Origin of the sequence: Pseudomonas sp. RC2C2, from assembly GCF_018390435.1 — a bacterium.
Taxonomy (GTDB): Bacteria; Pseudomonadota; Gammaproteobacteria; order Pseudomonadales; family Pseudomonadaceae; genus Aquipseudomonas; species Aquipseudomonas donghuensis.
In genome coordinates this window covers 1,578,220-1,601,669 of record NZ_JAHBAX010000001.1, presented here as the reverse complement: position 1 = coordinate 1,601,669, position 23,450 = coordinate 1,578,220, and the positions used below count along the sequence as shown (strand labels likewise).

At 63.0% G+C, this 23,450-nt stretch carries 21 protein-coding genes, 1 pseudogene and 1 riboswitch; of the genes and pseudogenes, 12 read left to right on the top strand and 10 right to left on the bottom strand.

The window, feature by feature from the left end; translation table 11 throughout:
• Positions 1-92: 92 nt before the first annotated feature.
• From ribA to KHO53_RS07380, 3 genes are read left to right on the top strand one after another with little or no spacing between them, the layout of a single operon-like run.
• Positions 93-710: a GTP cyclohydrolase II gene (ribA, locus tag KHO53_RS07390; RefSeq protein WP_010222848.1), complete on the top strand. Its 618-nt coding sequence runs from the start codon at positions 93-95 to the stop codon at positions 708-710.
• Positions 707-1,126, top strand: coding sequence for a hypothetical protein (locus KHO53_RS07385; RefSeq protein ID WP_010222849.1), 420 nt, complete (start codon positions 707-709; stop codon positions 1,124-1,126). Before ribA ends, KHO53_RS07385 begins: the two co-directional genes overlap by 4 nt.
• Positions 1,126-1,935: a cobalamin-binding protein gene (locus tag KHO53_RS07380; RefSeq protein WP_010222850.1), complete on the top strand. Its 810-nt coding sequence runs from the start codon at positions 1,126-1,128 to the stop codon at positions 1,933-1,935. The genes KHO53_RS07385 and KHO53_RS07380 overlap by 1 nt, the downstream gene beginning before the upstream one ends.
• On the opposite strand, the gene KHO53_RS07375 is transcribed toward KHO53_RS07380, so the two are convergent.
• Together KHO53_RS07375 and dxs are read right to left on the bottom strand one after the other, a co-directional pair.
• The gene (locus KHO53_RS07375; RefSeq protein WP_213570149.1) at positions 1,913-3,766 is read right to left on the bottom strand and encodes a TonB-dependent receptor domain-containing protein; all 1,854 of its coding nucleotides are present in this window, start codon (positions 3,764-3,766) and stop codon (positions 1,913-1,915) included. The two genes, KHO53_RS07380 and KHO53_RS07375, sit on opposite strands and share 23 nt — an antisense overlap.
• A gap of 107 nt (positions 3,767-3,873) precedes the next feature.
• Positions 3,874-5,772 (bottom strand): 1-deoxy-D-xylulose-5-phosphate synthase, encoded by a 1,899-nt coding sequence (dxs, locus tag KHO53_RS07370; protein WP_213570148.1) that lies wholly within the window; start codon positions 5,770-5,772, stop codon positions 3,874-3,876.
• A gap of 318 nt (positions 5,773-6,090) precedes the next feature.
• Between dxs and KHO53_RS07365 the strand changes: the two are divergent.
• A pseudogene (locus tag KHO53_RS07365) lies at positions 6,091-7,019 on the top strand (IS110 family transposase).
• A gap of 48 nt (positions 7,020-7,067) precedes the next feature.
• Here KHO53_RS07365 and ispA read toward each other — a convergent pair.
• Positions 7,068-7,955 (bottom strand): (2E,6E)-farnesyl diphosphate synthase, encoded by an 888-nt coding sequence (gene ispA, locus KHO53_RS07360; protein WP_036996993.1) that lies wholly within the window; start codon positions 7,953-7,955, stop codon positions 7,068-7,070.
• Positions 7,952-8,194, bottom strand: a complete 243-nt coding sequence (locus KHO53_RS07355; RefSeq protein WP_036996992.1) for an exodeoxyribonuclease VII small subunit — start codon at positions 8,192-8,194, stop codon at positions 7,952-7,954. Before KHO53_RS07355 ends, ispA begins: the two co-directional genes overlap by 4 nt.
• 243 nt (positions 8,195-8,437) lie before the next feature.
• On the opposite strand from KHO53_RS07355, the gene KHO53_RS07350 reads away from it, so the two are divergent.
• From KHO53_RS07350 to KHO53_RS07340, 3 genes are read left to right on the top strand one after another with little or no spacing between them, the layout of a single operon-like run.
• On the top strand, positions 8,438-9,841 hold the full coding sequence (locus KHO53_RS07350) for an MBOAT family O-acyltransferase (RefSeq protein WP_010222855.1): 1,404 nt from the start codon (positions 8,438-8,440) through the stop codon (positions 9,839-9,841).
• The gene (locus KHO53_RS07345) at positions 9,828-10,961 is read left to right on the top strand and encodes an SGNH/GDSL hydrolase family protein (protein WP_036996990.1); all 1,134 of its coding nucleotides are present in this window, start codon (positions 9,828-9,830) and stop codon (positions 10,959-10,961) included. Before KHO53_RS07350 ends, KHO53_RS07345 begins: the two co-directional genes overlap by 14 nt.
• The gene (locus KHO53_RS07340) at positions 10,961-12,166 is read left to right on the top strand and encodes an SGNH/GDSL hydrolase family protein (protein WP_036996989.1); all 1,206 of its coding nucleotides are present in this window, start codon (positions 10,961-10,963) and stop codon (positions 12,164-12,166) included. Before KHO53_RS07345 ends, KHO53_RS07340 begins: the two co-directional genes overlap by 1 nt.
• A 212-nt stretch (positions 12,167-12,378) precedes the next feature.
• Here KHO53_RS07340 and ribB read toward each other — a convergent pair whose 3' ends face one another.
• The 4 genes from ribB to KHO53_RS07320 all read right to left on the bottom strand — a co-directional run bounded on the left by ribB (position 12,379) and on the right by KHO53_RS07320 (position 16,333).
• Positions 12,379-13,029 carry a 3,4-dihydroxy-2-butanone-4-phosphate synthase gene (gene ribB / locus KHO53_RS07335; protein ID WP_026001301.1) on the bottom strand — a complete coding sequence of 217 codons (651 nt, stop codon included), beginning with the start codon at positions 13,027-13,029 and terminating at the stop codon, positions 12,379-12,381.
• A 79-nt stretch (positions 13,030-13,108) separates the two neighbouring features.
• Positions 13,109-13,252, bottom strand: a riboswitch (FMN riboswitch).
• 67 nt (positions 13,253-13,319) lie between these two features.
• Positions 13,320-14,408, bottom strand: a complete 1,089-nt coding sequence (locus KHO53_RS07330) for an alpha/beta hydrolase (protein ID WP_159389214.1) — start codon at positions 14,406-14,408, stop codon at positions 13,320-13,322.
• 70 nt (positions 14,409-14,478) lie between these two features.
• Complete coding sequence (gene rtcR, locus KHO53_RS07325; RefSeq protein ID WP_213570147.1) at positions 14,479-16,071, bottom strand: RNA repair transcriptional activator RtcR; 1,593 nt, start codon at positions 16,069-16,071, stop codon at positions 14,479-14,481.
• Between the two features lie 88 nt (positions 16,072-16,159).
• Positions 16,160-16,333, bottom strand: a complete 174-nt coding sequence (locus KHO53_RS07320) for a hypothetical protein (RefSeq protein WP_213570146.1) — start codon at positions 16,331-16,333, stop codon at positions 16,160-16,162.
• Between the two features lie 335 nt (positions 16,334-16,668).
• On the opposite strand from KHO53_RS07320, the gene KHO53_RS07315 reads away from it, so the two are divergent.
• The 4 genes from KHO53_RS07315 to KHO53_RS25590 are packed head-to-tail and all read left to right on the top strand — an operon-like array spanning position 16,669 to position 20,992.
• Entirely contained in the window at positions 16,669-17,814 is a 1,146-nt protein-coding gene (locus KHO53_RS07315; protein WP_010222861.1) for a slipin family protein, read from the top strand.
• Positions 17,815-17,868: 54 nt separating this feature from the next.
• The gene (locus KHO53_RS07310) at positions 17,869-19,074 is read left to right on the top strand and encodes an RtcB family protein (protein WP_010222862.1); all 1,206 of its coding nucleotides are present in this window, start codon (positions 17,869-17,871) and stop codon (positions 19,072-19,074) included.
• 39 nt (positions 19,075-19,113) lie between these two features.
• Positions 19,114-19,911: a nucleotidyltransferase domain-containing protein gene (locus KHO53_RS07305; protein WP_213570145.1), complete on the top strand. Its 798-nt coding sequence runs from the start codon at positions 19,114-19,116 to the stop codon at positions 19,909-19,911.
• Between the two features lie 49 nt (positions 19,912-19,960).
• Complete coding sequence (locus KHO53_RS25590) at positions 19,961-20,992, top strand: DUF6708 domain-containing protein (protein WP_249684278.1); 1,032 nt, start codon at positions 19,961-19,963, stop codon at positions 20,990-20,992.
• Here the strand turns inward: KHO53_RS25590 and KHO53_RS07295 are convergent.
• Entirely contained in the window at positions 20,964-21,869 is a 906-nt protein-coding gene (locus KHO53_RS07295) for a DMT family transporter (RefSeq protein ID WP_100782781.1), read from the bottom strand. The two genes, KHO53_RS25590 and KHO53_RS07295, sit on opposite strands and share 29 nt — an antisense overlap.
• A 97-nt stretch (positions 21,870-21,966) precedes the next feature.
• Here KHO53_RS07295 and KHO53_RS07290 point away from each other — a divergent pair, with 97 nt between their 5' ends.
• Positions 21,967-22,854 (top strand): LysR family transcriptional regulator, encoded by an 888-nt coding sequence (locus KHO53_RS07290; RefSeq protein WP_213570144.1) that lies wholly within the window; start codon positions 21,967-21,969, stop codon positions 22,852-22,854.
• Here the strand turns inward: KHO53_RS07290 and KHO53_RS07285 are convergent.
• A complete protein-coding gene (locus KHO53_RS07285; RefSeq protein ID WP_213570143.1) occupies positions 22,835-23,449 on the bottom strand; it encodes a glutathione S-transferase family protein in 615 nt (204 codons plus the stop codon). The genes KHO53_RS07290 and KHO53_RS07285 overlap by 20 nt on opposite strands.
• Position 23,450: the final 1 nt, after the last annotated feature.

Here is a 23,450-nt window from a genome sequence, read left to right as displayed (position 1 = left end):
TGTTTGCCCAGTAATTCAGCCTAAGCAGCCGCGCCACGCTGCTGATACAATCGGCCCACGTCAATTTTCAAGTTACTGATCAGGAGCACAACGTGCCCGTCGTTTTTGTTGCCGCTTCCAAGCTGCCTACCCCGTTTGCGACCTTCACTATGCATGGTTTTCTCGATGAAGCCACCGGCCGCGAGCACGTCGTGCTCAGCCTGGGTGATGTGGCCGACGGGCAGCCGGTGCTGGGGCGCCTGCATTCCGAATGCCTGACCGGCGATGCCTTGTTCAGCCAGCGCTGTGACTGCGGTTCGCAACTCGAGGCGGCCCTGCAGGCAATCGCCCGCGAAGGCCGCGGCGTGCTGCTGTACCTGCGCCAGGAGGGCCGTGGTATTGGCCTTCTGAACAAGATCCGCGCCTACGAGCTGCAAGATGGCGGCGCCGATACCGTCGAAGCCAACGAGCGCCTGGGCTTTGCTGCCGACCAGCGTGACTATGGTATGTGCCAGCCGATGCTCGAGCACCTGGGGGTCAAGTCGCTGCGGCTGATGACCAACAACCCGCGCAAGGTCAAGGCCCTCACCGGCATGGGTATCCCGGTTGCCGAGCGCGTGCCGCTGCACACCGGCCACAACCCGCATAACAAACACTACCTGGCGACCAAAGCCGGCAAGCTCGGCCACATGATGGGCAACGAGCACCAGGGCGAGGCCGGACGGGCGTGACCCGCGCCGAGGTGCGTCGCCGTCTGCAACTGGCCTGGTGGCAGTACCTGGCGGTGGCGCTGGCGCCATTGCTGGTGTTTGCCTGGGCCTTTGCTGACCTGCAGGCGCTGATCCCGATCCTGGCCATGCCGATGTTCATCGCCGGCGTGGCGTCGATGTTCCTCAGCCTGCCGCGCTTTGGCGCCTACAAGCATGCGCTGATTGCCACCCAGAAAAGCTTGAACAGTGATGACGAGCCTGGCGCCTGGATCGAGCTGGCGCGCATCCGGCGCCTGGGCATGCTGTTCGGTTGCCTGCCGGCCTGGGTCGCCGCGCTGTCGGTGTTCGTCGGCCTTGAGGCGGTGCCACAGGTTCTCCTGGCGATCTCCAGCGTGGTCCTGCTCTACCTCTACCGTATCCCTCGCCAGCTCGGCTGATGCGCCGCTACCTGTGGCTGTTGCTGCTAGCCCTCGGCATGCCGCTGGCGGCGGCGCCGCGGGTGGTCAGCCTGGCGCCTTCGATCAGCGAAATCCTCCTCGACCTGCAGGCCGGCGATCTGCTGGTGGGCATGGCCGAGTGGAGGGAGCGTCCTGCGCAATTGAGCGATGTGCCGTTGGTTGGCCGCTACGGCCAGCTGGACATGGAGCGCCTGCTCAGCGTGCGCCCGGACCTGGTGCTGTACTGGCCGGGCAGCGTGCCGGCGGCTCAGCGTGAGCAGCTTGAACGTCTTGGTATTCCGCTCTACAGCGTCGACGTCCACGAGCTGGATGACCTGGTTTCCCAGGTCGACGAGATTGGCGTGCGGATCGGGCGCAAGGCGCAGGGCGCGCAGTTGTCCGTTGCCCTGCGCCAGCGCCTTGCCGCGCTGCGCCAGCAGTACCGTCGCGAGCGGCCACTGACGGTGTTCTATCAGGTCTGGGACAAGCCGCTGTATACCGTCGGTGGTTACCAGATCATCTCCGATGCCTTGAGCGTCTGCGGCGCGCGCAACCTGTTTGCCGATCTCACCCAGCCGGCGCCACAGGTCAACCTTGAGACCGTGCTGGCGCGTAATCCCCAGGTTATCCTCGCCGCCGATCAGCCCCAGCTCGATGCCTGGAAGGCCTGGCCGCAGGTCGCGGCAGTGCGTGACGGTCTGCTGCTGCAGGTGCCGGATAAAGGCCTGGAGCGCCCCAGCGGGCAGATGATCGAAGCGACGGCGAAGCTGTGTGCGCTGCTGCAGGCTAAAGTGCCGGTGTCCAAGTGACGCCCAGCAGCCAGGTGCGGCCCTCTTCGCGGTAGTCGCGGTAGCCTGCGCCATAGCTGTACTGCGCACGGCTGTAGGTTTTATCCAGCAGGTTATCGGCCTTGAGCTCCAGGCGGAGCTCGCGGCTGAGGCTCCAACTGCTGCGTAACCCAAGCAAACCGTAGCCAGCCAGCGTCTTGGTGTTGTCCGCGTCGGCGTAACTGCTGCTGACCGCCTGCCAGCTGGCGCCGAGCCCCAGGCGATCGAACTGGCGATCCAGGTCCAGGCTCAGGGTGCGGCGGGCGCGGCGTTCCAGGGTGTGCCCGGAATCGCGGTCACGCGGGTCGATCAGCGCCACGCCGAGGTTGCTCTGCCAGCCGAACCACTCCTGATGCAGACTGGCTTCGAAACCGTTGATGCGTGCCGAGCCCACGTTGTGCGGAATGAAGTTGGGGCCCAGGGAGATCGCATTGCGCAGGTCCGTGCGGTACAGCGAGGTCTCCAGCCGGGTGGTCTCGCTCAGTTGGCTGCGCCATTGCAACTCGTAGCTTTTCGAGCGTTCGGGCTTGAGGTCGGGGTTGCCGAAGTCCGGGTAGTAGAGGTCGTTGAAAGTCGGTGCGCGCAAGCCTTCGCTGTAGGACAGCAGCAGGTCGTTGTCGGCGTTGAGCGGCAGGCCGAGGCTGGCGCTCCAGCTGTTCTGGCTACCGAACTGCTGGTTCTGGTCGCGGCGCACGCCCACTTCGCTGCTGAAGCTGTCGCCCTTGTAGCGATGTTGCACGAAAGCAGCGCGGTTCCAGCGGCTGTCTTGTTCCAGGGGCGTGCTGGCGTGCAGGCGATCCTGGTACCAATCGCCACCGAGCAGCAGGTTGTTGCGCTCGTCGAGGCTCAGGTCGTTCTGCCAGTTGACCGAGTCACGGTAGGTGTTGAACTCGCTACCGCCTGGTTGCAATGTGTCGCGCTTGGTGTCGCGGTTCTCGCTGTGGCCCAGTTCCAGGCGTGAATGCCAGATATCGCTGAGCTGAGCGTCGGCATAGGTGCCGATGCTGCTGAGGTTGAAATCGGTATAGGGCTGGCTGTGGTCGCCGAACAGGTTGTCGTATTCGCTGCGGCCGCGGCTGTCGAGCCAGTTCAGGCCCAGTTCCAGCGAGTCGCTGGCGACATGGCTGAGGTTCAGGCTCAGGCTCTTGTTGCGGTAGGCATCGTGATCGCCGTTGGCGGCGAAGGACTCGCGGGTGGCGTTGATGCCGGCGGTTTCGTCCAGGCCGGCGGCGAGGTTGAAACGGGTGCGTTCATCGCCGCCCGAGAGGCCGACGTCACGTTGCCAGGTCTTGTTGCTGCCAGCGGCCAGGTGCAAGCGGGGTTGCAGGCCGGGCTTGCTGGCGCGGCGGGTAAAGATCTGGATCACCCCGCCAATCGCATCGCTGCCGTAGATCGCCGAGCGCGAACCACGCAACACTTCGACCCGCTCGATCTGATCGATATTGAGAAACTGCAGGCCACTGTCGCCGGACGAGGTGTTGGCGATGCGCACACCATCGACCAGCACCAGGCTCTGGGCCGACTTGGTGCCGCGAATGAAAATGCCGGGCAAGCTGCCGCGCCCGCCGGTGCGCGAGACCTGAACGCCGGGTACCCGGGTCAGCAGGTCAGTGACGCTGGAAGGCTGCAGGCGATCGATGTCGTCACGGGTGAACACGGTGTTGGCGGCGCTGGTTTGGCTGCGGTCTTCGACCTGGCGGTTGGCGCTGATGAGCGTGTTGGGCAGCTTCAGGGCGCTTTCGCGGTCGATGGGCTCGGCCAGCAGGGTGGTCGGCAATAGCAGGAGTGGGGCTACCAGGCGCAGGGATTTCATGGGCAGTTCCATTGCTATCGCTGGCAAGCCAGCTCCCACAGGTTCTGCATGTGCTGTACTTGTGGGAGCTGGCTTGCCAGCGATGAGGCCGGTTAAGGCCCCGAAGATCACAGACCGAGCAGTTGCATCCGCTGACGCACCGAAGCCTCGATCCCGGCAGCATCCAGGCCGCATTCGGCGAGCATCTGTGCAGGCTTGGCATGCTCGACATACACATCCGGCAGGCCCAGGTGCAGCATCGGCTTGAGCACGGCTTCGCGGGCGAGGAACTCGCTCACCGCAGCACCAGCGCCGCCCATGATGGCGTTCTCTTCGATGGTCACCAGCAGGTCGTGGCTGCCGGCGATTTCACGCACCAGCGCCTCATCCAGCGGTTTGACGAAACGCATGTCGACCACGGTGGCGTCGATCTGCTCGGCAACCTTCAGGGCTTCGCTCAACTGCACACCGAATACCAGCAGGGCGACCTTGCTGCCCTGGCGGCGAACGATGCCCTTGCCGATGTCCAGCGGCTCGAGGTTGTTGTCGATGGGCGCATTCGGGCCGCTGCCGCGTGGGTAGCGCACGGCGGCCGGGCCGTTGTACAGGTGGCCGGTGCTGAGCATCTTGCGCAGCTCGTTCTCGTCGCTCGGGGTCATCACCAGCATGCCGGGGATGCAACGCAGGAACGACAGGTCGAAGCTGCCCGCATGGGTCGGACCGTCTTCGCCAACCAGGCCGGCGCGGTCGATGGCGAACAGCACGTCGAGGTTCTGTACCGCGACGTCGTGGATCAACTGGTCGTAGGCACGCTGCAGGAAGGTCGAATAGATCGCCACCACCGGCTTGGCACCTTCGCACGCCATGCCCGCCGCCAGGGTTACCGCGTGCTGTTCGGCAATGGCAACGTCGAAGTAGCGATCCGGGTAGCGCTCGCTGAAGGCCACCAGGTCGGAGCCTTCCTTCATGGCCGGGGTGATGCCGACCAGGCGCTGGTCAGCCGCAGCCATGTCGCACAGCCATTGGCCGAATACCGCGGAGTACTTTGGCCCGCCGGCTTTTTTCGGCGCGGCGGCGGGTTTGTCCACAGGCTCGAGCTTGGTGATCGCGTGGTAGCCGATCGGGTCGACTTCGGCCGGGGCGAAGCCCTTGCCCTTCTTGGTCACCACGTGCAGGAACTGCGGCCCCTTGAGGTCGCGCATGTTGCGCAGGGTGGTGATCAGGGTCGGCAGGTCGTGGCCATCGATCGGGCCGATGTAGTTCCAGCCCAGCTCTTCGAACAGGGTGCCGGGTACCAGCATGCCCTTGGCGTACTCTTCGGTGCGGCGGGCGATTTCCCAGGCGCCCGGCAGGCGCGAGAGGACCTTCTTGCTGCCCTCACGCATGCTCGAGTAGGTGCGGCTGGAGAGGATCTTGGCCAGGTAGTTGGACAGGCCACCGACATTGCGCGAAATCGACATGTCGTTGTCGTTGAGGATCACCAGCATGTCGGCGTCGACTTCCTGGGCGTGGTTCAACGCCTCGAAGGCCATGCCGGCGGTCAGTGCGCCGTCGCCGATCACGGCAATGGACTTGCGCGGATCGTTCTGCAGGCGTGCGGCGATGGCCATGCCCAGGGCAGCACTGATCGAGGTGCTGGAGTGACCGACACCAAAGGTGTCGTACTCGCTTTCGGCGCGGCGTGGGAAGGCGGCCAGGCCGTCCTTCTGGCGCAGGGTGTGCATGCGCTGGCGGCGACCGGTGAGGATCTTGTGCGGATAGGCCTGATGACCGACGTCCCATACCAGACGATCGTCCGGGGTATCGAAGACGTAGTGCAGGGCGATCGTCAGCTCGATGACGCCCAGGCCGGCACCGAAATGCCCGCCGGTCTGACCAACGGTATAGAGCAATTCCTGGCGCAACTCGTCGGCCAGGCTCTCCAGGTTGGCTTCAGCCAGGCGGCGCAGGCCGGCAGGCGTATCGGCACGGTCAAGCAGCGGCGTGACCGGGCGTTCGCGGGGGATCTCTTGAAACGTCGTGGGCATCAGGCGAATCGTTATAGATATGAAGTGGCGGCAGTTTACCTTATTGCGGTGTTGGCTGCCCATTGACTGGTAGAGCAGGGGCTTTTGGCCCCTATCGCCGGCAATGCCGGCTTGTGTCTTTAGGTAGGAATAGAATCAGAAGTGAGAGCGGTGAATGGCAAGCTGTACGCCGGTAGTGCTTAAAGCACGTGTGGGAGCAAAGCTGCCATTCACCTCTCCACCCTGGCCCGAGCCCGAACAGTTGATTGAGCGCCTCTCGAATCACAAGCGTGGGCCAAGCCAGAGCGCTCTCACAACTGAGTGTAAGAGGGTTCAGCCATGTTGTCTTCTGTTGGAATCGACACTGCCAAAGCCACTTTGGAAATCTGCATCAAACCTCAGAAAATCCGCTTCGAAGTAGTCAATGAACGCCCAGGCTTTGATGTGCTGATCGGGCGACTGAAGGACTTCAAGATCAGCAGAGTGTTGATTGAAGCGACCGGCGGCTACGAGAAAGAGGTGCTGATTGCATTGCGCTCAGCGGGTTTCGAAACCATCTGCATCAACCCAGCCCGTGCCCGAAAATTCGCCGATGCCATGGGTAAAAAAGCCAAAACCGACAAGATCGACGCCGAAGTCCTTGCGGACTTCACTGCACACCTCAGCGCCCCTCAAGGCCAACCGGTCAGCCCTGAACGCGAAGAGCTGCGAGAGCTGGTGAAGCAGCGCGCCCAATTTGTGCAGAGCCGTGATGACTACAAGCGGCGTCGCCTGCAATGCCGCTCGGCAATGGTGATGGCCCACTTTGATGAGCACATAGAACAGCTGAAAGTGCTGATCAAACGCCTCGACGAAGAAATTGACCAGGCGATGGTGCAACTTGACGATACCAGGGCGCGTCAGTTGTTGGCGGTGAGCGGAATCGGTCGAGTAACCGCCGCAAATCTGCTCGCCTCACTGCCTGAACTGGGGCAGTTGGACCGCCGTCAAATCGCCGCGCTGGTGGGCGTAGCGCCTTACAACAACGATAGCGGTAGCCATCGAGGGCACCGCCAGATATGGGGGGGCGGGCGCATGTAAGGCGAGTTCTGTACATGTCGAGCTGGATCATCATCCGCCACAACACGGAATTTAAAGCACGCTACGAAGCACTTCGGGAGCGTGGCAAGTGCGCCAAAGTGGCCCTCGTAGCCTGCATGCGGGTGCTGATCGTCAGGCTGAATGCAATGCTGCGGGACAATACCCCTTGGCGAGTGCAAACAGCCTGATCAAGACAGTTGCTCCCACAGGGGTTTGCTCGGTGATACCAGTGCTGCTTAGTTGCGGCGCTCGACAATGTAGCGCGCCAGCTCGCGCAGCGGCTCGGCCGCCGCGTCAAACGGACGCAGGGCATGCAGGGCCTGGTCGCGCAGTTCCAGGGCGTAGGCCTTGGCCGCGTCGAGCCCGAGCAGGGCCGGGTAGGTCGGCTTGTCGCGGGCGATGTCGGCGCCCTGGCGCTTGCCCAGGGTCTGGGTGTCGCTTTCGACGTCGAGGATATCGTCCTGGACCTGGAAGGCCAGGCCGATGGCCTGTGCATAAGTTTGCAGGGCCTTGAGCTGGGTCTGGTCGGCGCGGGCACTGGCCAGGGCGCCGAGCTTGACGCTGGCCTCGATCAGCGCGCCGGTCTTGTGCCGGTGCATGAACTCCAGCGCCGTCTGGTCGAGCTTGAGGCCCACCGAACCCAGGTCGATGGCCTGGCCGCCGACCATGCCGGCAGGGCCGGCCGCCAGCGCCAGGGCCTGGACCATGGCCAGGCGGATGCTGTCCTGCTGCGGGCTCAGTTGCGGGTCGAGCAGGGCGCTGAAGGCCAGGCTCTGCAGACCGTCACCGGCGAGAATCGCGCAAGCTTCGTCAAAAGCCTTGTGGGTGGTTGGCTGGCCACGGCGCAGGTCGTCGTCGTCCATGGCCGGCAAATCGTCGTGCACCAGCGAATAGGCGTGAATCAGCTCGACCGCGCAGGCCGCGCCGTTGGCCTGTTCCGGGGCGGCGCCGAGGGCTTCGCACGCGGCATAGGCGAGCAGTGGGCGAACCCGTTTGCCGCCGTTCATGACGCTGTAGCGCATGGCCTCATACAGGCGGGTGAGCTCCACCGAGGGGGCGATAAACAGTTGCTCGAGGGCGGCGTCGACCCGTGCCTGGCAGCTGGCCTGGTATGCGCCGATCATTCTGGCTGGTCCGCATCGAACGGCTCGGCGGCCAGCTCTCCGTCGCGCTCGAGCAATACCTGAACCTTCTGTTCGGCCTGGGCCAGGGCGCTCTGGCAGTCGCGGGTCAGGCTGATGCCTTGTTCAAAGGCGGTCAGCGAGTCTTCCAGCGACAGCTCGCCGTTCTCCAGGCGCTCGACCAGGGCCTGCAGGTCGGCGAGGGATTGCTCGAAATCAATGGAGGCTTTTTTTCGGGCCATGGCGGCTGTCTCGGTGGCAGTATAAACGGCGCGACACTAGCAGAGCGGGGCGGGGGGAGCAAATCGATAGGGGCGATCTTTCGTCGCATTCTGTTGCACAAAGGCCGCCGGTGAAGTCTTGATTTTTCTGCAGAGCTCGCATTGTGAGGGGTTGTGGCTCTCTGCCATAATCGCGCCCGCTTTACCCCGCGGGTTTCTCGCGGTGAAGCCTCCTATTTCTGTTGTCACGTAATGGACTACGTTGTGAGCTTCCTTTCGATCGAGTTCGGCCTCTGCTTCACACTGTTTTTCATCGTCTACTGGAGCCTGTGCTGGAGCGTTCGCCTGCAGAACGTCCTGCTGCTGGCGGCCAGTTATGGCCTGGTGGCCAGTTTCAGCTTCAACTCCTTGTATATCCTGCTTGGCTACAGTGCCTTGGTGTACCTGCTCGGCCTGGTCGGTGAGCGTTATCCCGGCCGGCGCTTCAGCTATTTGCTGGTGTTGCTGCTGGTGCTGGGTTGCTTCTACCTGTTCAAGTACCAGGAATTCTTTGTCGGCGGCGTGCAGGGCGCCCTGGCCAGTGCCGGGCTGGAGGTGTCGCTGCCGGTGCTGGAAGTGCTGGTGCCGATCGGTCTGTCGTTCTATGCCTTTCACTCGGTCAGCTACCTGGTGTCGATCAACCGCCGCGAGATGCCCTCGGCCTCAGCGTTTGACCTGGCCCTGTACCTGGCGTTCTTCCCCAGCCTGATTGCCGGCCCGGTCAATCGCGCCAGCCACATGCTGGCGCAGATTCGCTCGAGCCGCATCCGTGAAGTGCTGGAGCCGCAACGGGCGCTGGGCCTGATCGCCCTGGCGGTGGTCAAGCTGTTCTTTTGCAGTGCCTGGCTGGCCAGTGAATGGGTCGACCCGGTGTTCGAGACCCCGGGCAGCTATTCGCCCGAGCAGATCCTGCTGAGCGTGTATGGCTACAGTTTCCTGATCTATTTCAACTTCAGCGGCTACACCAACCTGGTTACCGGCATCGCCTTGCTGTTGGGCTTTCGCCTGCCTGACAACTTCAATGCCCCCTATGCCGCGCACAACCTCAAGGAGTTCTGGGGGCGCTGGCATATCAGCCTGTCGCTGTTCATTCGCGACTATGTCTACATCCCCCTGGGTGGTAACCGCCAGGGCGTGTGGCGCGGCAACCTGAACATGCTGCTGGCGATGCTGATTTCCGGCCTGTGGCACGGGGCAAGCATCAATTTCATTATCTGGGGCGCGCTGCACGGTATCGGCCTGGCGCTGTACAAGGCCTCGACCTACATCTTGCCGCAGCCGATGCGCTGGCCGGGCGCGGGGTTGGCGGCGCGCTTGCTGACCTTCCACTATGTGGCCTTCGCCTGGATCTTCTTTCGCAGCGCGAGCCTCGATGAAGCCATGGAGATGCTCGCCGGTATCGGCGGGCTGAGCCTTCAGGGGCTGTTCTCCAGCACCGGCCTGCTGTTGCTGGTGAGCGTGCTGTATGTCGCTGTCTACCCGCAGTTGCTGGCGCTGCTGCGCCAGTTTTTCGCAACCACCACGCGCTTGCCCTGGCAGCTGTATCCGATACCGCTGGGGTTGTTCATTTCCTTGGTCATTTTTGCTTCGCAATCGGGCGTGCCGGGGTTCATCTATGCAAGCTTCTAATGCCGGTCGTTTGCTGGCCGCGCAAACTGGCGCGGCCAAGGCCCTGTACGCCATTGTCATCACCACCCTGTTGCTGTTCTGGCTGAACCAGGATTCGATCAGCCTGTATTGCCAGCAGAAGTATCACCAGAGCTGCGAATTGCCGGTGCTCGGGCAGAGCCCGGCCTGGCGCCTGGGTGGCAACCTGACCCATGCCCTGGGCGATGCCCGCGACAGCTTCATCGACAGCCTGGAGAAACGTAGCGAGCCGGTGCTGGTGGCCAAGGTTGAGGCCAGCGACACCGTCGAACTGCCCGCGCCGGTTCAGGTGGTTGCGGTGCACCTGGACAAGCCGCCGGTTGCCGTCCCCGCCCCCGTCAGCAAGCCGGCTGCGGTCAAGGTCGCGGCACCTGCTGTTGCACCTGCACCTGCACCTGCACCTGCAGCGCAGGTCGCCCAGGCGCCCTTGCAAGCGGGTACCGTGGTGTCCCTGGCGGCCGGCGATGAAGTATTCCTGGTTGGCGATTCGCTGATGCAGGGCGTTGCTCCGCACCTGGCCAACAGCCTGCGCAAGCGCTACCAGATCAAGAGCGTCAATCTCAGCCGGCAAAGCACTGGCCTGGCCTATCCTGGGTTCTTCAACTGGCCGCAGACCGTGGCCAAGACCCTGGAAAGCGAGCCGAACATTCGCCTGATGGTAATCTTCCTCGGCCCCAACGACCCCTGGGACATGCCCCAGGGCAAGGGCAAGCCGTTTTTGCGTTTCAAATCGCCGGAGTGGGAAGTCACCTACCGCCAGCGTATCGATTCGATCCTCGACCAGGCCCGCGCGCACAATGTGCAGGTGATCTGGGTCGGCCCGCCGAACATGCAAAAGCCCAAGCTGTCTACTGCCATGGCTTACCTGAGCGGGCTCTATGAGCAGCAGACCGGCCTGTATCAACAGCATTACGTCTCGGCCAACCCGGTGCTCGGTTACAACGACGACAGCTTCTCCTATACCTTGCAGAACAGCCAGGGCAAGCGGATCAAGACCCGGGTCGATGACGGCATTCATTTCACCACCACCGGACAGAAGCTGATCTCGGAACGAATTCTCTCGATGATCGCCTTTCCCGGCCTCACTGTAACGGGACACTGATGCGTCGACTGCACAACATTCTGGGGCTGGCCCTGCTGATCTGTGCGCTGCCGGGCTGTAGCCCGGTGGCGGCGGTCAATACCACGGCCAGGCCCGCCACCTCGGCGGCCAAGGCCCCGACCCACCGCGTCGATGGCAACCTGGCGGTGCTGGCGGGCAAGTTCAAGAACGCCAATCGCGCGCCAATCAATATCATCCAGTTTGGCGACTCGCACACCGCCGCAGACCTGTTCAGCGGCGAGATGCGTCGCTTGTTGCAAGCGCGTTATGGCGACGGTGGTATCGGCCTGATCGCCGCCACGCCCGTGTCGGGCACCCGCTATGAGCAGGTCATTCTGAAAACTGCCAAGCGTCAGTGGGAGCTGGTGTCGGCACGTAATCAGCAGAGTACCCAGTTCCCGCTCGGGGGGTACTTGTCGGTGCCGATGGCGGCCAACCCCAGCGTGCGTATCGAGGCTCGTGAGCCCACTGCGCAGCGCTATCGAGTCCAGGCCCTGTACCAGGCACGGGAGAGCAGCACCCTGGTGCTGCGCGACGGCCGCGGGCGCAACCAGCGCATGCTGGCGGCAACCGGCGGGCAATGGCGTTTCGGCCCGCAGGTCGGCAACCTTGGCCTGCCGCTGGACCTGACCCTCAACAGCCGGCCCGGCACGCTGCTGGGTGGCTGGTATATCCAGGGCCAGAAGAATGCCGGGGTGATCTATTCGGCGCTGGGCATCAATGGCGCGCGCCTTGAGGTGCAAGACAAGTGGCAGGCTGGCTGGCAGGACAACCTCAAGACCCTGCGCCCGGACCTGGTGATTCTTGCCTACGGCACCAACGAAGCCTTCGATGACACCCTTGACCTCGCCCTGTACCAGACGCAACTGCGCAATACCCTCAAGCGCCTGCGCCAGGACCTGCCGCGGGCAGTGGTGCTGCTGGTTGGTCCGCCGGACTCGATCAAGCAGCGCAAGGCACGCAGCTGCGCCGCGCGCCAACCGCAGCAACTGGCCCAGGTGATCCGTATCCAGCGTCAGGCGGCCAAGCAGGCCAATGCCCTGTTCTGGGACTGGCAAGCGTACATGGGGGGGCAGTGCTCAATTGCCGGCTGGCAGGCTTCGGGCCTGGCCCGGGGGGATCTGGTGCACCTGACTGCGGACGGCTACAAGAAAAGCGCTGCAGGCCTGCATGACTTTTTGCGCACGCAGCTGGGCTTGAAGTAAGGCAGAAAAAAATAGAGGCGGGGACAACCTCGGGTTGGCTTGCGGGGCCCCATGAAGTCGTCTTCCCGCCTCTTCAATAGAGGCAGATCCGGGTGCATGTCACTGCACCCGCTCAGCACGATACGGCTGCCTTGAATCAGCCGCGATTCACACCTCTGCATTCACCTTAGTAGCTGTCTGCAAGGCTGTAAATTTTCTCGAACACAAATTTTTCAGGCGCTTTCCAGTGCCGGGGTCAGCGCTGCCTGGCGGTAGCGCGCCAGCTCGTCAATGGTCAGAACCGGCAGCGAGTATTGCTTGGCGTACACCGCCACCTGCTCACCACGAGCCATGCTGCCGTCGGGGTTCATCAGTTCACAGAGCACCGCTGCCGGGCGCAAGCCCGCCAGGCGTGCGAGGTCTACCGAGCCTTCGGTGTGGCCGCGGCGGGTGAGTACGCCGCCATCGCGCGAGCGCAGGGGGAACACATGGCCAGGGCTGACAATGCGCATGTCTGCGCTGGTCGAGTCCAGTGCGGCCTGGATGGTGGTGATGCGGTCCTGGGCCGAGACACCGGTGGACACACCTTCAGCCGCTTCGATGGTCACGGTGAAACCGGTGCCATGGCGCGCGCGGTTGTTCGGCACCATCGGCGCCAGCGACAGCTCGTCAACGGTGGTTTCATCCAGGCACAGGCAGACGATACCGCTGCAATCGCGGATCATCATGGCCATGGTTTCCAGGCTGATGTTTTCGGCGGCGGCAATGATATCCGCCTCGTCCTCGCGGTCGTCGTCATCCAGCAACAGCACGGGTTTACCGGCCTGGTAGGCGGCGACAGCAGCAGCGACGTTAGGGAATTGCTTGCGGTGCAAAGGGGACATGAAACGCTCCTCGTAAGTGATCGATGAACGTTTCAGGGCGAACAAAATGCGTGCGCCAGGGCGCATTTTGGCCCTGACCTGACGCCTTCTTTCATCCGGACTATGACCGTCGGCTCTGGAGTCTCACCAGATCTGCTGACCCTCGGCCAAAGGCCGAGGCGCTCGCGGGCTCATCTTTCGATTTACCGCCGGTGGGGACTTGCACCCCGCCCTGAAGACCGGCCAAGCATACATCAGAGTGCCATCAGGTTTGCAAGTCCCAGCCTTACGACCTAGGTCTAATTCGGACCTCACAGGCCCAGGGCGTAATCCAGGTAGCCTGGGTAGACCTTGCGCCAGTCATCCTGGAAGGTGTGCCCTTCAGGGTGTTCATGGCTCTGCACCTTGTTGTTGCTGGCGAAGGCTTTCTCGGTGGTAGCGGTCAGTTGCAGGTTGCTTTCATGCTCCTGGGCACCGTGGACCACGACTAGGCGCTTGTCCTTGGCCTTCTGCACGGTGAACGGGATCTTGAAGCCGCCTGGCGACAACAGTACTGCGCCGCTGTAGTTCTGCGGGTACTGGGCGATCAGGTGCGCCGCGTGTTCGGCACCTTGGGAGAAGCCGATCAGGGCGACTTTCGAGCGGTCGATGCGGGTGTCTTTTTCCAGTTTCTTCAGGGCTGCGGCTACCGCCTGTTCGGTCGGCTCAACCGAATGCTGCTGCCACATGAACTGGTGCGCATCACGCTTGAGGGTGCCATTCAATGCCACCAGCACCGCCTTGTCGCCGACCAGGTCAGCACGCATGTTGGTGCCATTGACGCCTTCGGTGCCGAAGCCTGCCAGCCATACCACCACCGGCCAGCCGCCGGCCGGCGCCTTGCCTTCAGGAATGCTGAACGCAGCGAGGCCGGCGTCCTTGGCCTGGGTCGGGTAGTTTTTCTCGGCGGCCTGCAGCAGCTTCTGGTAGGCCGGGTCATTTTTCATTGGCTCCAGCTCGTCGTCTTCCTTGAGGATCACAGCTTGCCAGAAACCGCGCTCGCGGGCTTCGTCGAGGTACTGCGCGGCCAGTTCCGGGCTGTCCATGGACGACAGCGCGGCAGCGGCTTGGTAGGCGGCGAAGGCATTCTTCGGGTCCAGGCGGGCGGCAGTCAGGTAGAAGGCCAGGGCGCCGGCATAGTTGTCGTGCTCGCTCTTTTCCTTGTCGCCGGCGTCCATGAACTCGGCCGGGGTGGCGTCGTTGAGGTACAGGTTGGCCATGGCGGCCATGCCTTGCCAGCGGCCCTTGTGCAGGGCCTGGTCGGTGGCTTCGTCGGCGTAGGCGGTGGTGGCAGCGAGGCTGAGGCCGGCCAGCAGGCCGAAGGAGCAGAGGTGCAGGCGGGTAGCTGTCAGCAATGACATGGCCGAGAGTCCTTTTTCGGTAGTGCTCGGCCAGGTGCGGCCGAAGAGGGCGCGAATTCTAGCACCCTGGTCAGTCCTTGAGTTGATTCCAGTCCAGGCCAAAGCGCGCCAGGTACTTGCGCAAGCGGTCGGCATCGTTGGGCTTGTCTTTCTCCAGGCGCGACACATCGAACAGCTGGCGCCCGGCCTCGGACAGGGTGCGGGCGTTGCGGCATACATTAAGCACGGCGTGCAGTTGCAGGCGGTCGAACTGGTCCAGCGCCTTGTCGCCGAGCAATGCATCCAGCGGATTCGCTCCCTGCTCCAGGCCCCAGGCGCGTTGCAGGCGCCCGATCTCCTCCAGCACCAGCGCTTCGTCGATGCGCCCGCTGTCGGCCAGGGTCGCCATGCGCGTGATCGAGGCCGACAGCTCGCGGAAGTTGCCGGCCCAGCGGGCTTGTAGCGAGTTGGCAAAGGCCAGGTAGCGGCGCTTGGCTTCAAGGTTGAAGCGCACCTGGCGGTTCTGCTCGCGGGCATGGCGCTGCAGTTCGAAATCGATGTTTGGCTCGATGTCTTCGCGGCGCCCGGCCAGGCCCGGCAGCTCGAAGGTCCAGAGGTTGATGCGGGCGTACAGGTCTTCACGAAACAGCCCTTCGGCCACCCGGCTGCGCAGGTCGCGGTGGGTACCGGCGATCAGTTGGAAGTCGCTTTCCACTTCGCGGTCCGAACCCAGCGGGAAGAAGCGCTTTTCTTCGATGGCCTTGAGCAGCATGGCCTGCTCGTCGGCGCCCAGCTCGCCGATTTCATCGAGGAACAACATGCCGCCATCGGCGGCGCGCAGCAAACCGTCGCGGGCATTCTGGGCGCCGGTGAAGGCGCCTTTACTGTGGCCAAACAGCGCCGACATGGCGCCGTCGCCGCGCAAGGTGGCGCAGTTCACTTCAACAAAGCGGCCCTCCAGTTGGTGGCGGCCGCGCTTGAGTTCATAGATGCGCCGGGCCAGGAAGGATTTACCGGCGCCGGTAGGGCCGACCAGCAGCATCGGTGCCCGCGAGCGCAGGGCCACTCGTTCGATCTGCTCGATGGAGCGGTTGAAGGCGGCGTTGCGGGTGGCGATACCGGCCTTGAGAAAGTTCAGGCTGTCGGCCTGCTCGCGTTGGAAGCGTGAGGCGATGTGATCGTAGCGCGACAGGTCGAGGTCAATCAGCGTGCTGGTGCCGGCCGGGTCGGCGGTGTCCTCCTTGCCGCGGGCTGGCGAGGTCTGGATCAGCCGCGCCGGCAGGTAGCGCGCTTCGGTAAGCAGGAACCAGCAGATCTGCGCCACGTGGGTGCCGGTGGTGATGTGGACCAGGTAGTCCTCGTGCTCGGTATCGAAAGGGTAGGCGCTGGCAAAGTCGTGCAGCGCGCTATAGACCTCCTCGAAGTCCCAGGGATTGCGCAGGACCATGGGCTGCAGGCGCACCTCGGTGTGTGGCGAGATGCTTTGGATGTCGTCACGTATGCGCTCGGCCAGGCCCAGATCGCGGGCGCTGGTGCCGTGGATCAGTTCCAGGCGATCGATAGGCGTGTGCGCTTGCTGGCACAGGCTGATGGTCGGTCGCCAGCGCTGCCAGCGCGCCGCGCCCTTGCCGTTGCGATCAAGGGTGGTTCCGAGAAAGCCGATGGCGACGCTGCGTTTGCCCATGTCTGTTTAGCTCAAAAGATAAATACGTATCTCATCATATATAAATAAATTGATTCATGTGGGGGCGGAGGAGCCGAAAATTCACGACCTAAAAAATAAATTGCTTATAAATCAATAAGATAAAAATATTTTTGATCCTGATTTTGAAACCTGGCACGCCCCTCGCAATATCTTCCTCGACCGCATCGCCAAGCTGGCCAACGGGACGGGGTTTATGTCCCCGCCGGTGCACGAGCCCACCCCAGGTGTAGGTGTCGTGCATGCCGCCGCCGCAACGAGCAGTCGATAGCGTGGCTCCTCACGGAGACGCTGGTCTCGAGGCCTGACTCGAACCTTACATACCCTCCAAGGTATCTCGAATGTTGTACCCGCCGGTGGGGCGTAGCCAGGGAAGGCTGCAAGGTGCGCAAGGAGCGCACAACGCCCACCGCCGATTTGCCCGGCTTGCCGGCCGGGCCCGGAGCAAGGCAGTTGCCGGACCGCAGGACGCGGTCAGTGGACAGGATGTCCCGGCAACTGGCTCCTCCGGGCCACGCCCGCAACGCTCGGCTCTTTGGCAACACCGGCACCAAGGATTAATTGCACAGGATGACCAAGATGAAACTGTTGAAACGCTTTATCGTGAAAAAGAACGAACGCGGCCTGCTGTTCTGCGAAGGCGACTTTGTGTCGATTCTCGAACCTGGCGTGCACAAGCGTTTCGACCTGCACAACCGGCTGACGGTAGAAACCTTCAGCCTCAATACTTCGCTGTTCGAACATCGCCTGGCCGGCTACCTGCGTCAAAGCGAGCCGGCTCTGGTCGAGCAGTATTTCGAACGCATGGACCTGGCGGAAAACGAAGCCGGCCTGCGTTTTGAAGACGGCGCCCTGGTCGAGTTGCTGGCCCCGGGCAGCCGCCAGCTGTACTGGAAAGGCCAGAGCGCGCAGACCCTGCAGCGCATCGACCTGAGCCAGACCTATCGCCTGGATACCAGCCTGGTGGCCCAGCTTAACCAGCCCAAATTGCGCGGCCGCAGCCTGGCCGGGCTGGAGGCGGTGTTGCTGTCGGCGGTGCCGGCGTTCCACGTCGGTGTGCTCAAGGTCGATGGCGTGGTGGAAGAGTTGCTGGGAGCCGGGCAGTACGGCTTCTGGCGCTTCAACCGCCAGGTCAGTGTCGAGTTGGTCGATATGCGTATCCAGGCCATGGAAATCAGCGGGCAGGAGATCCTCACCCGCGACAAGGTCAGCCTGCGCCTGAATCTTGCGGCCAACTGGCGCTACAGCGATGTGCTCGGTGCGTTCGCGCAGTTGAGCAAGCCGCTGGAGCATCTTTACCGCGAGGTGCAGTTCGGCCTGCGGGCGGCGGTGGGTACTCGTACCCTCGACGAGCTGCTGGAAAACAAGCAGTTGATCGACGATTCGGTCAGCCAGTACCTGCAGGACAAGCTCATTGGCAGCGGCATCGAAGTCAGCGGCCTGGGGGTACGCGACATCATCCTCCCGGGCGAGATGAAAACCTTGCTGGCGCAGGTGGTGGAGGCGGAGAAAGCGGCGCAAGCCAACGTCATCCGCCGCCGTGAAGAGACCTCGGCGACCCGTTCGCTGCTCAATACCGCCAAGGTCATGGAAGATAACCCGACGGCCCTGCGCCTGAAGGAGCTGGAAACCCTGGAGCGGGTGGCGGAGCGCATCGACCGGATTTCGGTGTTCGGCGGCCTGGATCAGGTGTTGAATGGACTGGTCAGCATCAAGGCCGGATGAAATTTGCCGGGCCCCAGCGGCCCGGCAGCAACAGATAAAAGTGGAAGTACGACAATGAACATTCTCGAAGTGGCCGGCGGCAAGCCGATCAAGCTCTGGACCGACGGCGTCCCGGTGGACGAGGGCGCCCGTGAGCAACTGCTGAACACCGCGAAGATGCCGTTCATCTTCAAGCACCTGGCGGTGATGCCCGATGTGCACCTGGGCAAGGGCTCGACCATCGGCAGCGTGATTCCGACCCTGGGCGCGATCATCCCGGCGGCGGTCGGCGTCGATATCGGCTGTGGCATGATCGCTGCGCGCACCTCGCTGACCGCCAGCGACCTGCCGGACAACTTGCATGGCCTGCGCACTGCAATCGAGAAAGCGGTGCCCCATGGCAAGACCTTTGGCCGTCGCGACCAGGGCGCCTGGGACAGCGTGCCGGCGCTCGCCGACCACGCCTGGCACGACCTGGCCGCGCGCTTCAAGGCGATCACCGATAAGTACCCGAAGCTGGAGAAGACCAACAACCGCCAGCACCTGGGCACCCTCGGCGGCGGCAACCATTTCATCGAGGTCTGCCTGGATGAGGCCAACTGCGTCTGGTTGATGTTGCACAGCGGTTCGCGCGGGGTCGGCAACGCCATCGGCAACCTGTTCATCGAACTGGCCCAGGCCGACATGCGCCAACACATCGCCAACCTGCCGGACCGTAACCTGGCCTATTTCGAAGAGGGCAGCCGGCACTTTGCCGACTACGTCGAAGCGGTGGAGTGGGCCCAGGATTTCGCCCGGCAGAACCGCGCGTTGATGATGCACGCGGTGATCGCCGCCACGCGCAAGGTGATCGGCAAGCCCTTCGAGGCCAACCTCGAAGCGGTCAACTGCCACCACAACTATGTGCAGCGCGAGCGGCATTTTGGCCACGACGTGCTGATCACCCGCAAGGGTGCGGTGTCGGCGCAGAAGGGCGAGCTGGGGATCATTCCCGGGTCCATGGGGGCGAAGAGTTTCATCGTTCGCGGCCTGGGCAACGAGGAATCGTTCTGCTCCTGCAGCCACGGCGCCGGGCGGGTGATGAGCCGCACCCGGGCCAAGCAGGCGTTCACCGTCGAGGATCAGCAACGCGCCACCGCCCATGTCGAATGCCGCAAGGACAAGGACGTGATCGACGAGATCCCCATGGCCTACAAGGACATCGACGCGGTGATGCAAGCCCAGCGCGAGCTGGTGGAAGTGGTGCACACCCTGCGTCAGGTGGTGTGCGTCAAAGGTTAGAGAGGGCGCCTTGAGGCGCCCGACTGCAAGGACACGAACATGAACAAGGAAGACCGTCACCCATTGCCCGGGGCCATGCGCGAGTGGGTGCTTGACGAGTTGCGCCGGGTCGAGCGCGAGCACGACGTTACTGTGCTCTATGCCTGCGAATCCGGCAGCCGCGCCTGGGGCTTTGCCTCTACCGACAGCGACTTCGATGTGCGCTTCATCTACGTCCCGCGCCAGGACTGGTACCTGCGCGTCGACGAGCCGCGCGACGTCATCGAGCGGCCGCTGACCGACGAGCTGGACATCAGTGGTTGGGAGCTGCGCAAGACCTTGAAGCTGCTGCGCAACTCCAACCCGACCCTGCTCGAATGGCTCGGCTCGCCGCTGGTGTACCGCGCTGAACCGGGTGCAGTGGAGTCGCTCCAGGCGCTGGCACTGAATTTCTACAGTGCCCGGGCGGCGCGGCACCACTACCTGTCGATGGCGAAAAAGAACCACCGCGACTTCCTTCAGGGCGCGCAGGTGCGCTTCAAGAAGTACCTCTACGTACTGCGTTCGCTGTTGGCGGTGCGCTGGATCGACCTGGGCCTGGGCATGCCGCCGACAGCTTTTGCCGATCTGCTGGCAGGCACCCTGAGCGAGCCGCAAATGCTCGCCGAGATCGATGAGTTGTTGCGCATCAAGCGCCAGGCCGTCGAAGCCGACTATGGGCCGCGGCGGATGCTGTTGCACTCGTTTATCGACAGCGAGTTGCGGCGTGCCGAAACCTCGCCGACCTTGCCAAAGCTGCGTGGTGATACGCAACTGCTGGATGACTATTTGCGCGATACTGTGCGGCGTTATTCATAGGAAGCGCGCCTGGCGTGTCTTCCCTGTCGAAAGGACTCGGAACGTTTTCATGCCTGACAGCAAATACCAGCGTCTGCCCCATGCCGGAGACTTCGAGCAAGTCTCCGGCACTCAGATCGTCTACCTGTCGCCGAAACCCTTGCCCACCGGGGTAGAGGCCTATAGCTACCGGCATTTGCATCGTGATGCCAATGAGGTCTACCTGGACTTCGGTATCGGTCGGGGCAACTTCGAGTTCATGGCTCGCTGCGGTATTGCCGCCGTCATGGGGGTGGTGAGCTGCGTGGTGATGACGGCGTTTCTCGGAGCCTGGGTGCGGCGTAGGCTTGAGCCGTTCTGGGAGGGGGTCTACGACTTTCTCGCATCGCCGCCCATCTGGGGTTTTATCGGGCTGCTGGCGTTGATGTACGTCGTCATATTTTGCCTGGCCGTGCGCCAGCTCAGCGTCCAGCCACCGATCCGCTTCAATCGCCAGCGACGTGAAGTGGCGATGGTGCCGAAGAAGGGCGCCGCACCCCAGTATGTGCCCTGGGAAGAGGTCATCGCCTGTGTCTCGGCCGGGCAATTGGTCACCGAATACGCGGTGATGCCCGAGTTCAAACTGATGATCGGCCTGCGTGACGCCGACAGCGGGAACGTCCTGTGGCTGACCGTGGCCTGTGGCAGCCTGCGCGGTGCAGTGGCCGAATGGGAGGCGATTCGCGCCTACATGGAAGAGGGCCCGGCAGCCTTGCCTGAACCGCCGCCGGAAGAATTTGAAGAGGGCACGGTGGCGTTTTTCCATATGGCCCGCATTGGCTATCGCGACAACTTTCCGTGGCTGCAGTATGTGTTTGGCTTTCTGTTCGTCCAGGCGTTCGGTGGCTGGACCTTGCCGTGCCATCTCTCCAACTGGGTCAACAATCGCCCCAGAGCAACGTTTCCCAAAGTGGTGCGGGAGTGGTCCCGGCCATTGCCGGTGGATCAGCAGGCGGTGCCCAGCGAGGCGCTGGTCAAAGAAAGTAACGAGGTGCGCAAGGCCTTTCGCCGTGGGCAAACCCTGCTGGACTACTTCAAGGTGAAATTTGCCGAGCCGGCCTAGGGCTGGACAAACCCGGCGTCAGGTTCAAGGCCAGCACGCTGCTCAATACCACCAGTGCCCCGAGGACCACCAGCAGTGAAGGTTGTTCGCCGAGCAAAACCGCGGCAATCAATAGTGCGCAGGGTGGTATCAGGTACAGCGCCATGGACGCCCGACTGACGTCCGAATGGCTCAGTACATAAGCCCAGCCGAGGTACGCCAGGGCACTGGGAAATACGCCGAGCAGCAGTACCGCCAGGTTTGCCTGGGGCGGCGCCGCAGTCACTGCAGCGCCAAGGCCTGGCAGGTACACCAGCAACAACGCCGTGCCGGCCCAGAGGGTGTAGCAGACCATGGTCAGGCCGTCGTAACGATGACCGTGAAGTTTCTGCAGGGTGAAGTAGATACTCCACGACAGCGCGGCCAACAGCACCAACAGGCCATGGGCGTCGAGCGCTCCTACTCCGTGATCATCTGCAACGACCATCGCTGCTCCGAGCATACCCAGCACCAGGCATCCCCAGTGCCAGGCGCTGACCTTCTGGCGCAGGACAAAACAGGCAATCAGCAGGCTGAACAAGGGCGTGGACTGCGCCAGCACACTGGACGCCCCGGCACTGATTCCGCGCTGACCAAAGTTGAGCGCCACATGGTGCAAAAACACCGCGAACAGCCCAAGCAGCATTAACAGCGGCAGGTCCTTGAGCCGTGGCAGGCTGATCCCGCGCCACACTGCGACACTCGCCATGAATACCGAGGCCACGATAAACCGCGCCAGGGCCAGATGACCTGGGTCGTAACCTTGCAGGGCGATATGAATACCGGCGGGTGAGTACGCCCAGCACAACACCACGAACAGAGTCGCCAGGACGATTTTCAGGGATTGGGTGCGTAGCATTGAAAGTCGCTCCAGAGGCAGGGAGCTTCAGTATCAAAAAGGCCTTTGCTCACCACAATCGACTTATACTGAGCTGATCGTTCACTTTGGGTGATGTATGGAGTTGATGCAGATTCGCATGTTCAAGACGGTCTACGACACCGGCAGCATCGCCCGTGCAGCCGAGGTGTTGCACTACGTACCGTCGAACATCACCGCGCGGATCAAGGCACTGGAAGAGGAGCTGGGCGTGGCGCTGTTCTTTCGACATGGGCGCGGCTTGAAGATCAGCCCGGCCGGCGAAACCTTCCTCGAATACGCCACCCAGATGCTCGCCCTGGCCGAAGCCTCCAAGGCCGCCTTGAGCCCGCAAGCCGTGCCCAGCGGACGCTTGCGCATCGGCGCCATTGAGTCCTCGGCCAGTGGCCGGCTCCCGCGCTTGCTGGCCGAATACCATGCGCGTTTCCCGCAGGTATCACTGGAGCTGAGCACGGGCACCTGGTCGCAGTTGCTCGATGACGTGCTCAACCATCGCCTCGATGGGGCCATTGTCGCGGTCGAGGTCGAGCGGCCATTGCTCAAGCGCACGCCCATGTACCAGGAAGACCTGGTGCTGATCGCCCCCGAATCCCTGGGGCCGATCCGCAGCGCCGAAGACCTGCAGGGCAAGACGATTTTCATGTGGCCGGAAGGTTGCCCGTACCGTGCAGCGCTCGAGCACTGGCTGCTCGAGCAGGGGCAAAAGCTGCCGATTGTCGGCATTGCCAGCTATGGCGCCATCGTCAGTTGCGTGAGTGCGGGTGCCGGAGTGTCGCTGGTACCTCGGGGCATCTTCGAGCAATACCGTAAAGGCGCCGGCTGGAGCGGCCATGAGTTTGCCGAACTCAAGGCCATCAACAACGCCTTTTACTGGCATGCCCAGGCAGGAAGGCATCCGGCAAGGGATGCCTTCGTACAGATGTTGCGCGAGGGTTTGGCGCCAGGCGCTATTCGATCGGGTACTTGAGCATTGCCGGATGCCCTTCAATCTTCTGCGCCAGGCGCTGTACATGCGGATAGTCACTGGCCGCCACCACCTCGGCGCATACGTACTGGGTGAACGACCAGGCCACTGCGGTGGTGATTTCCGCCTGGCTCAAGGGCAGGGTGGGGCACTTGGTCGGCTGTTCGGCAAGCAGCCCGTCGAGCTGCGCATACGCGGCCAGCAACTGCCCGGTCACCCGCTCCAGCCAGGGCGTATGCAGTTTCTCCTGCGGGCGCAGGTTGTGTTCGTAGTAGATCTGCACCGACTTCTCACTGGCCGCCAGCGCCAGGCCGATCACCCGCAAATCGCTGGCGCGGGCCTGAGGTTCCTGCGCCAGGAGCTTTTTCGCCGGCGAGGCCAGGGCTTCGAAGTAATCCAGAATCAGCGTCGAATCCATCAACACCGTGCCGTCGTCGAGGACCAGGCTGGGCGCCTTGACCACCGGGTTGATTGCGGCGAACTCGGCGAAATTGCGGAATACCGACAACGGCTGGTGTTCGAAGCGGATGCCATACAGCTCCAGTGATACCGCAACGCGGCGGACATAGGGGGAATCGAGCATGCCGATCAGTTTCATG

What these genes read in the sequence shown, in the direction of transcription:
- KHO53_RS07330 (WP_159389214.1), bottom strand. Translation starts at nt 14,408, where the DNA reads ATGTCATTGCTGACAGCTACCCGCCTGCACCTCTGCTCCTTCGGCCTG.
- KHO53_RS07305 (WP_213570145.1), top strand. Translation starts at nt 19,114, where the DNA reads ATGAACAAGGAAGACCGTCACCCATTGCCCGGGGCCATGCGCGAGTGG.
- KHO53_RS07355 (WP_036996992.1), bottom strand. Translation starts at nt 8,194, where the DNA reads ATGGCCCGAAAAAAAGCCTCCATTGATTTCGAGCAATCCCTCGCCGAC.
- KHO53_RS07340 (WP_036996989.1), top strand. Translation starts at nt 10,961, where the DNA reads ATGCGTCGACTGCACAACATTCTGGGGCTGGCCCTGCTGATCTGTGCG.
- KHO53_RS07310 (WP_010222862.1), top strand. Translation starts at nt 17,869, where the DNA reads ATGAACATTCTCGAAGTGGCCGGCGGCAAGCCGATCAAGCTCTGGACC.
- KHO53_RS07290 (WP_213570144.1), top strand. Translation starts at nt 21,967, where the DNA reads ATGGAGTTGATGCAGATTCGCATGTTCAAGACGGTCTACGACACCGGC.
- KHO53_RS07315 (WP_010222861.1), top strand. Translation starts at nt 16,669, where the DNA reads ATGAAACTGTTGAAACGCTTTATCGTGAAAAAGAACGAACGCGGCCTG.
- KHO53_RS07380 (WP_010222850.1), top strand. Translation starts at nt 1,126, where the DNA reads ATGCGCCGCTACCTGTGGCTGTTGCTGCTAGCCCTCGGCATGCCGCTG.
- KHO53_RS07295 (WP_100782781.1), bottom strand. Translation starts at nt 21,869, where the DNA reads ATGCTACGCACCCAATCCCTGAAAATCGTCCTGGCGACTCTGTTCGTG.
- KHO53_RS07285 (WP_213570143.1), bottom strand. Translation starts at nt 23,449, where the DNA reads ATGAAACTGATCGGCATGCTCGATTCCCCCTATGTCCGCCGCGTTGCG.
- dxs (WP_213570148.1), bottom strand. Translation starts at nt 5,772, where the DNA reads ATGCCCACGACGTTTCAAGAGATCCCCCGCGAACGCCCGGTCACGCCG.
- ispA (WP_036996993.1), bottom strand. Translation starts at nt 7,955, where the DNA reads ATGATCGGCGCATACCAGGCCAGCTGCCAGGCACGGGTCGACGCCGCC.
- rtcR (WP_213570147.1), bottom strand. Translation starts at nt 16,071, where the DNA reads ATGGGCAAACGCAGCGTCGCCATCGGCTTTCTCGGAACCACCCTTGAT.
- KHO53_RS07375 (WP_213570149.1), bottom strand. Translation starts at nt 3,766, where the DNA reads ATGAAATCCCTGCGCCTGGTAGCCCCACTCCTGCTATTGCCGACCACC.
- KHO53_RS07345 (WP_036996990.1), top strand. Translation starts at nt 9,828, where the DNA reads ATGCAAGCTTCTAATGCCGGTCGTTTGCTGGCCGCGCAAACTGGCGCG.
- KHO53_RS25590 (WP_249684278.1), top strand. Translation starts at nt 19,961, where the DNA reads ATGCCTGACAGCAAATACCAGCGTCTGCCCCATGCCGGAGACTTCGAG.
- KHO53_RS07320 (WP_213570146.1), bottom strand. Translation starts at nt 16,333, where the DNA reads ATGCACGACACCTACACCTGGGGTGGGCTCGTGCACCGGCGGGGACAT.
- ribB (WP_026001301.1), bottom strand. Translation starts at nt 13,029, where the DNA reads ATGTCCCCTTTGCACCGCAAGCAATTCCCTAACGTCGCTGCTGCTGTC.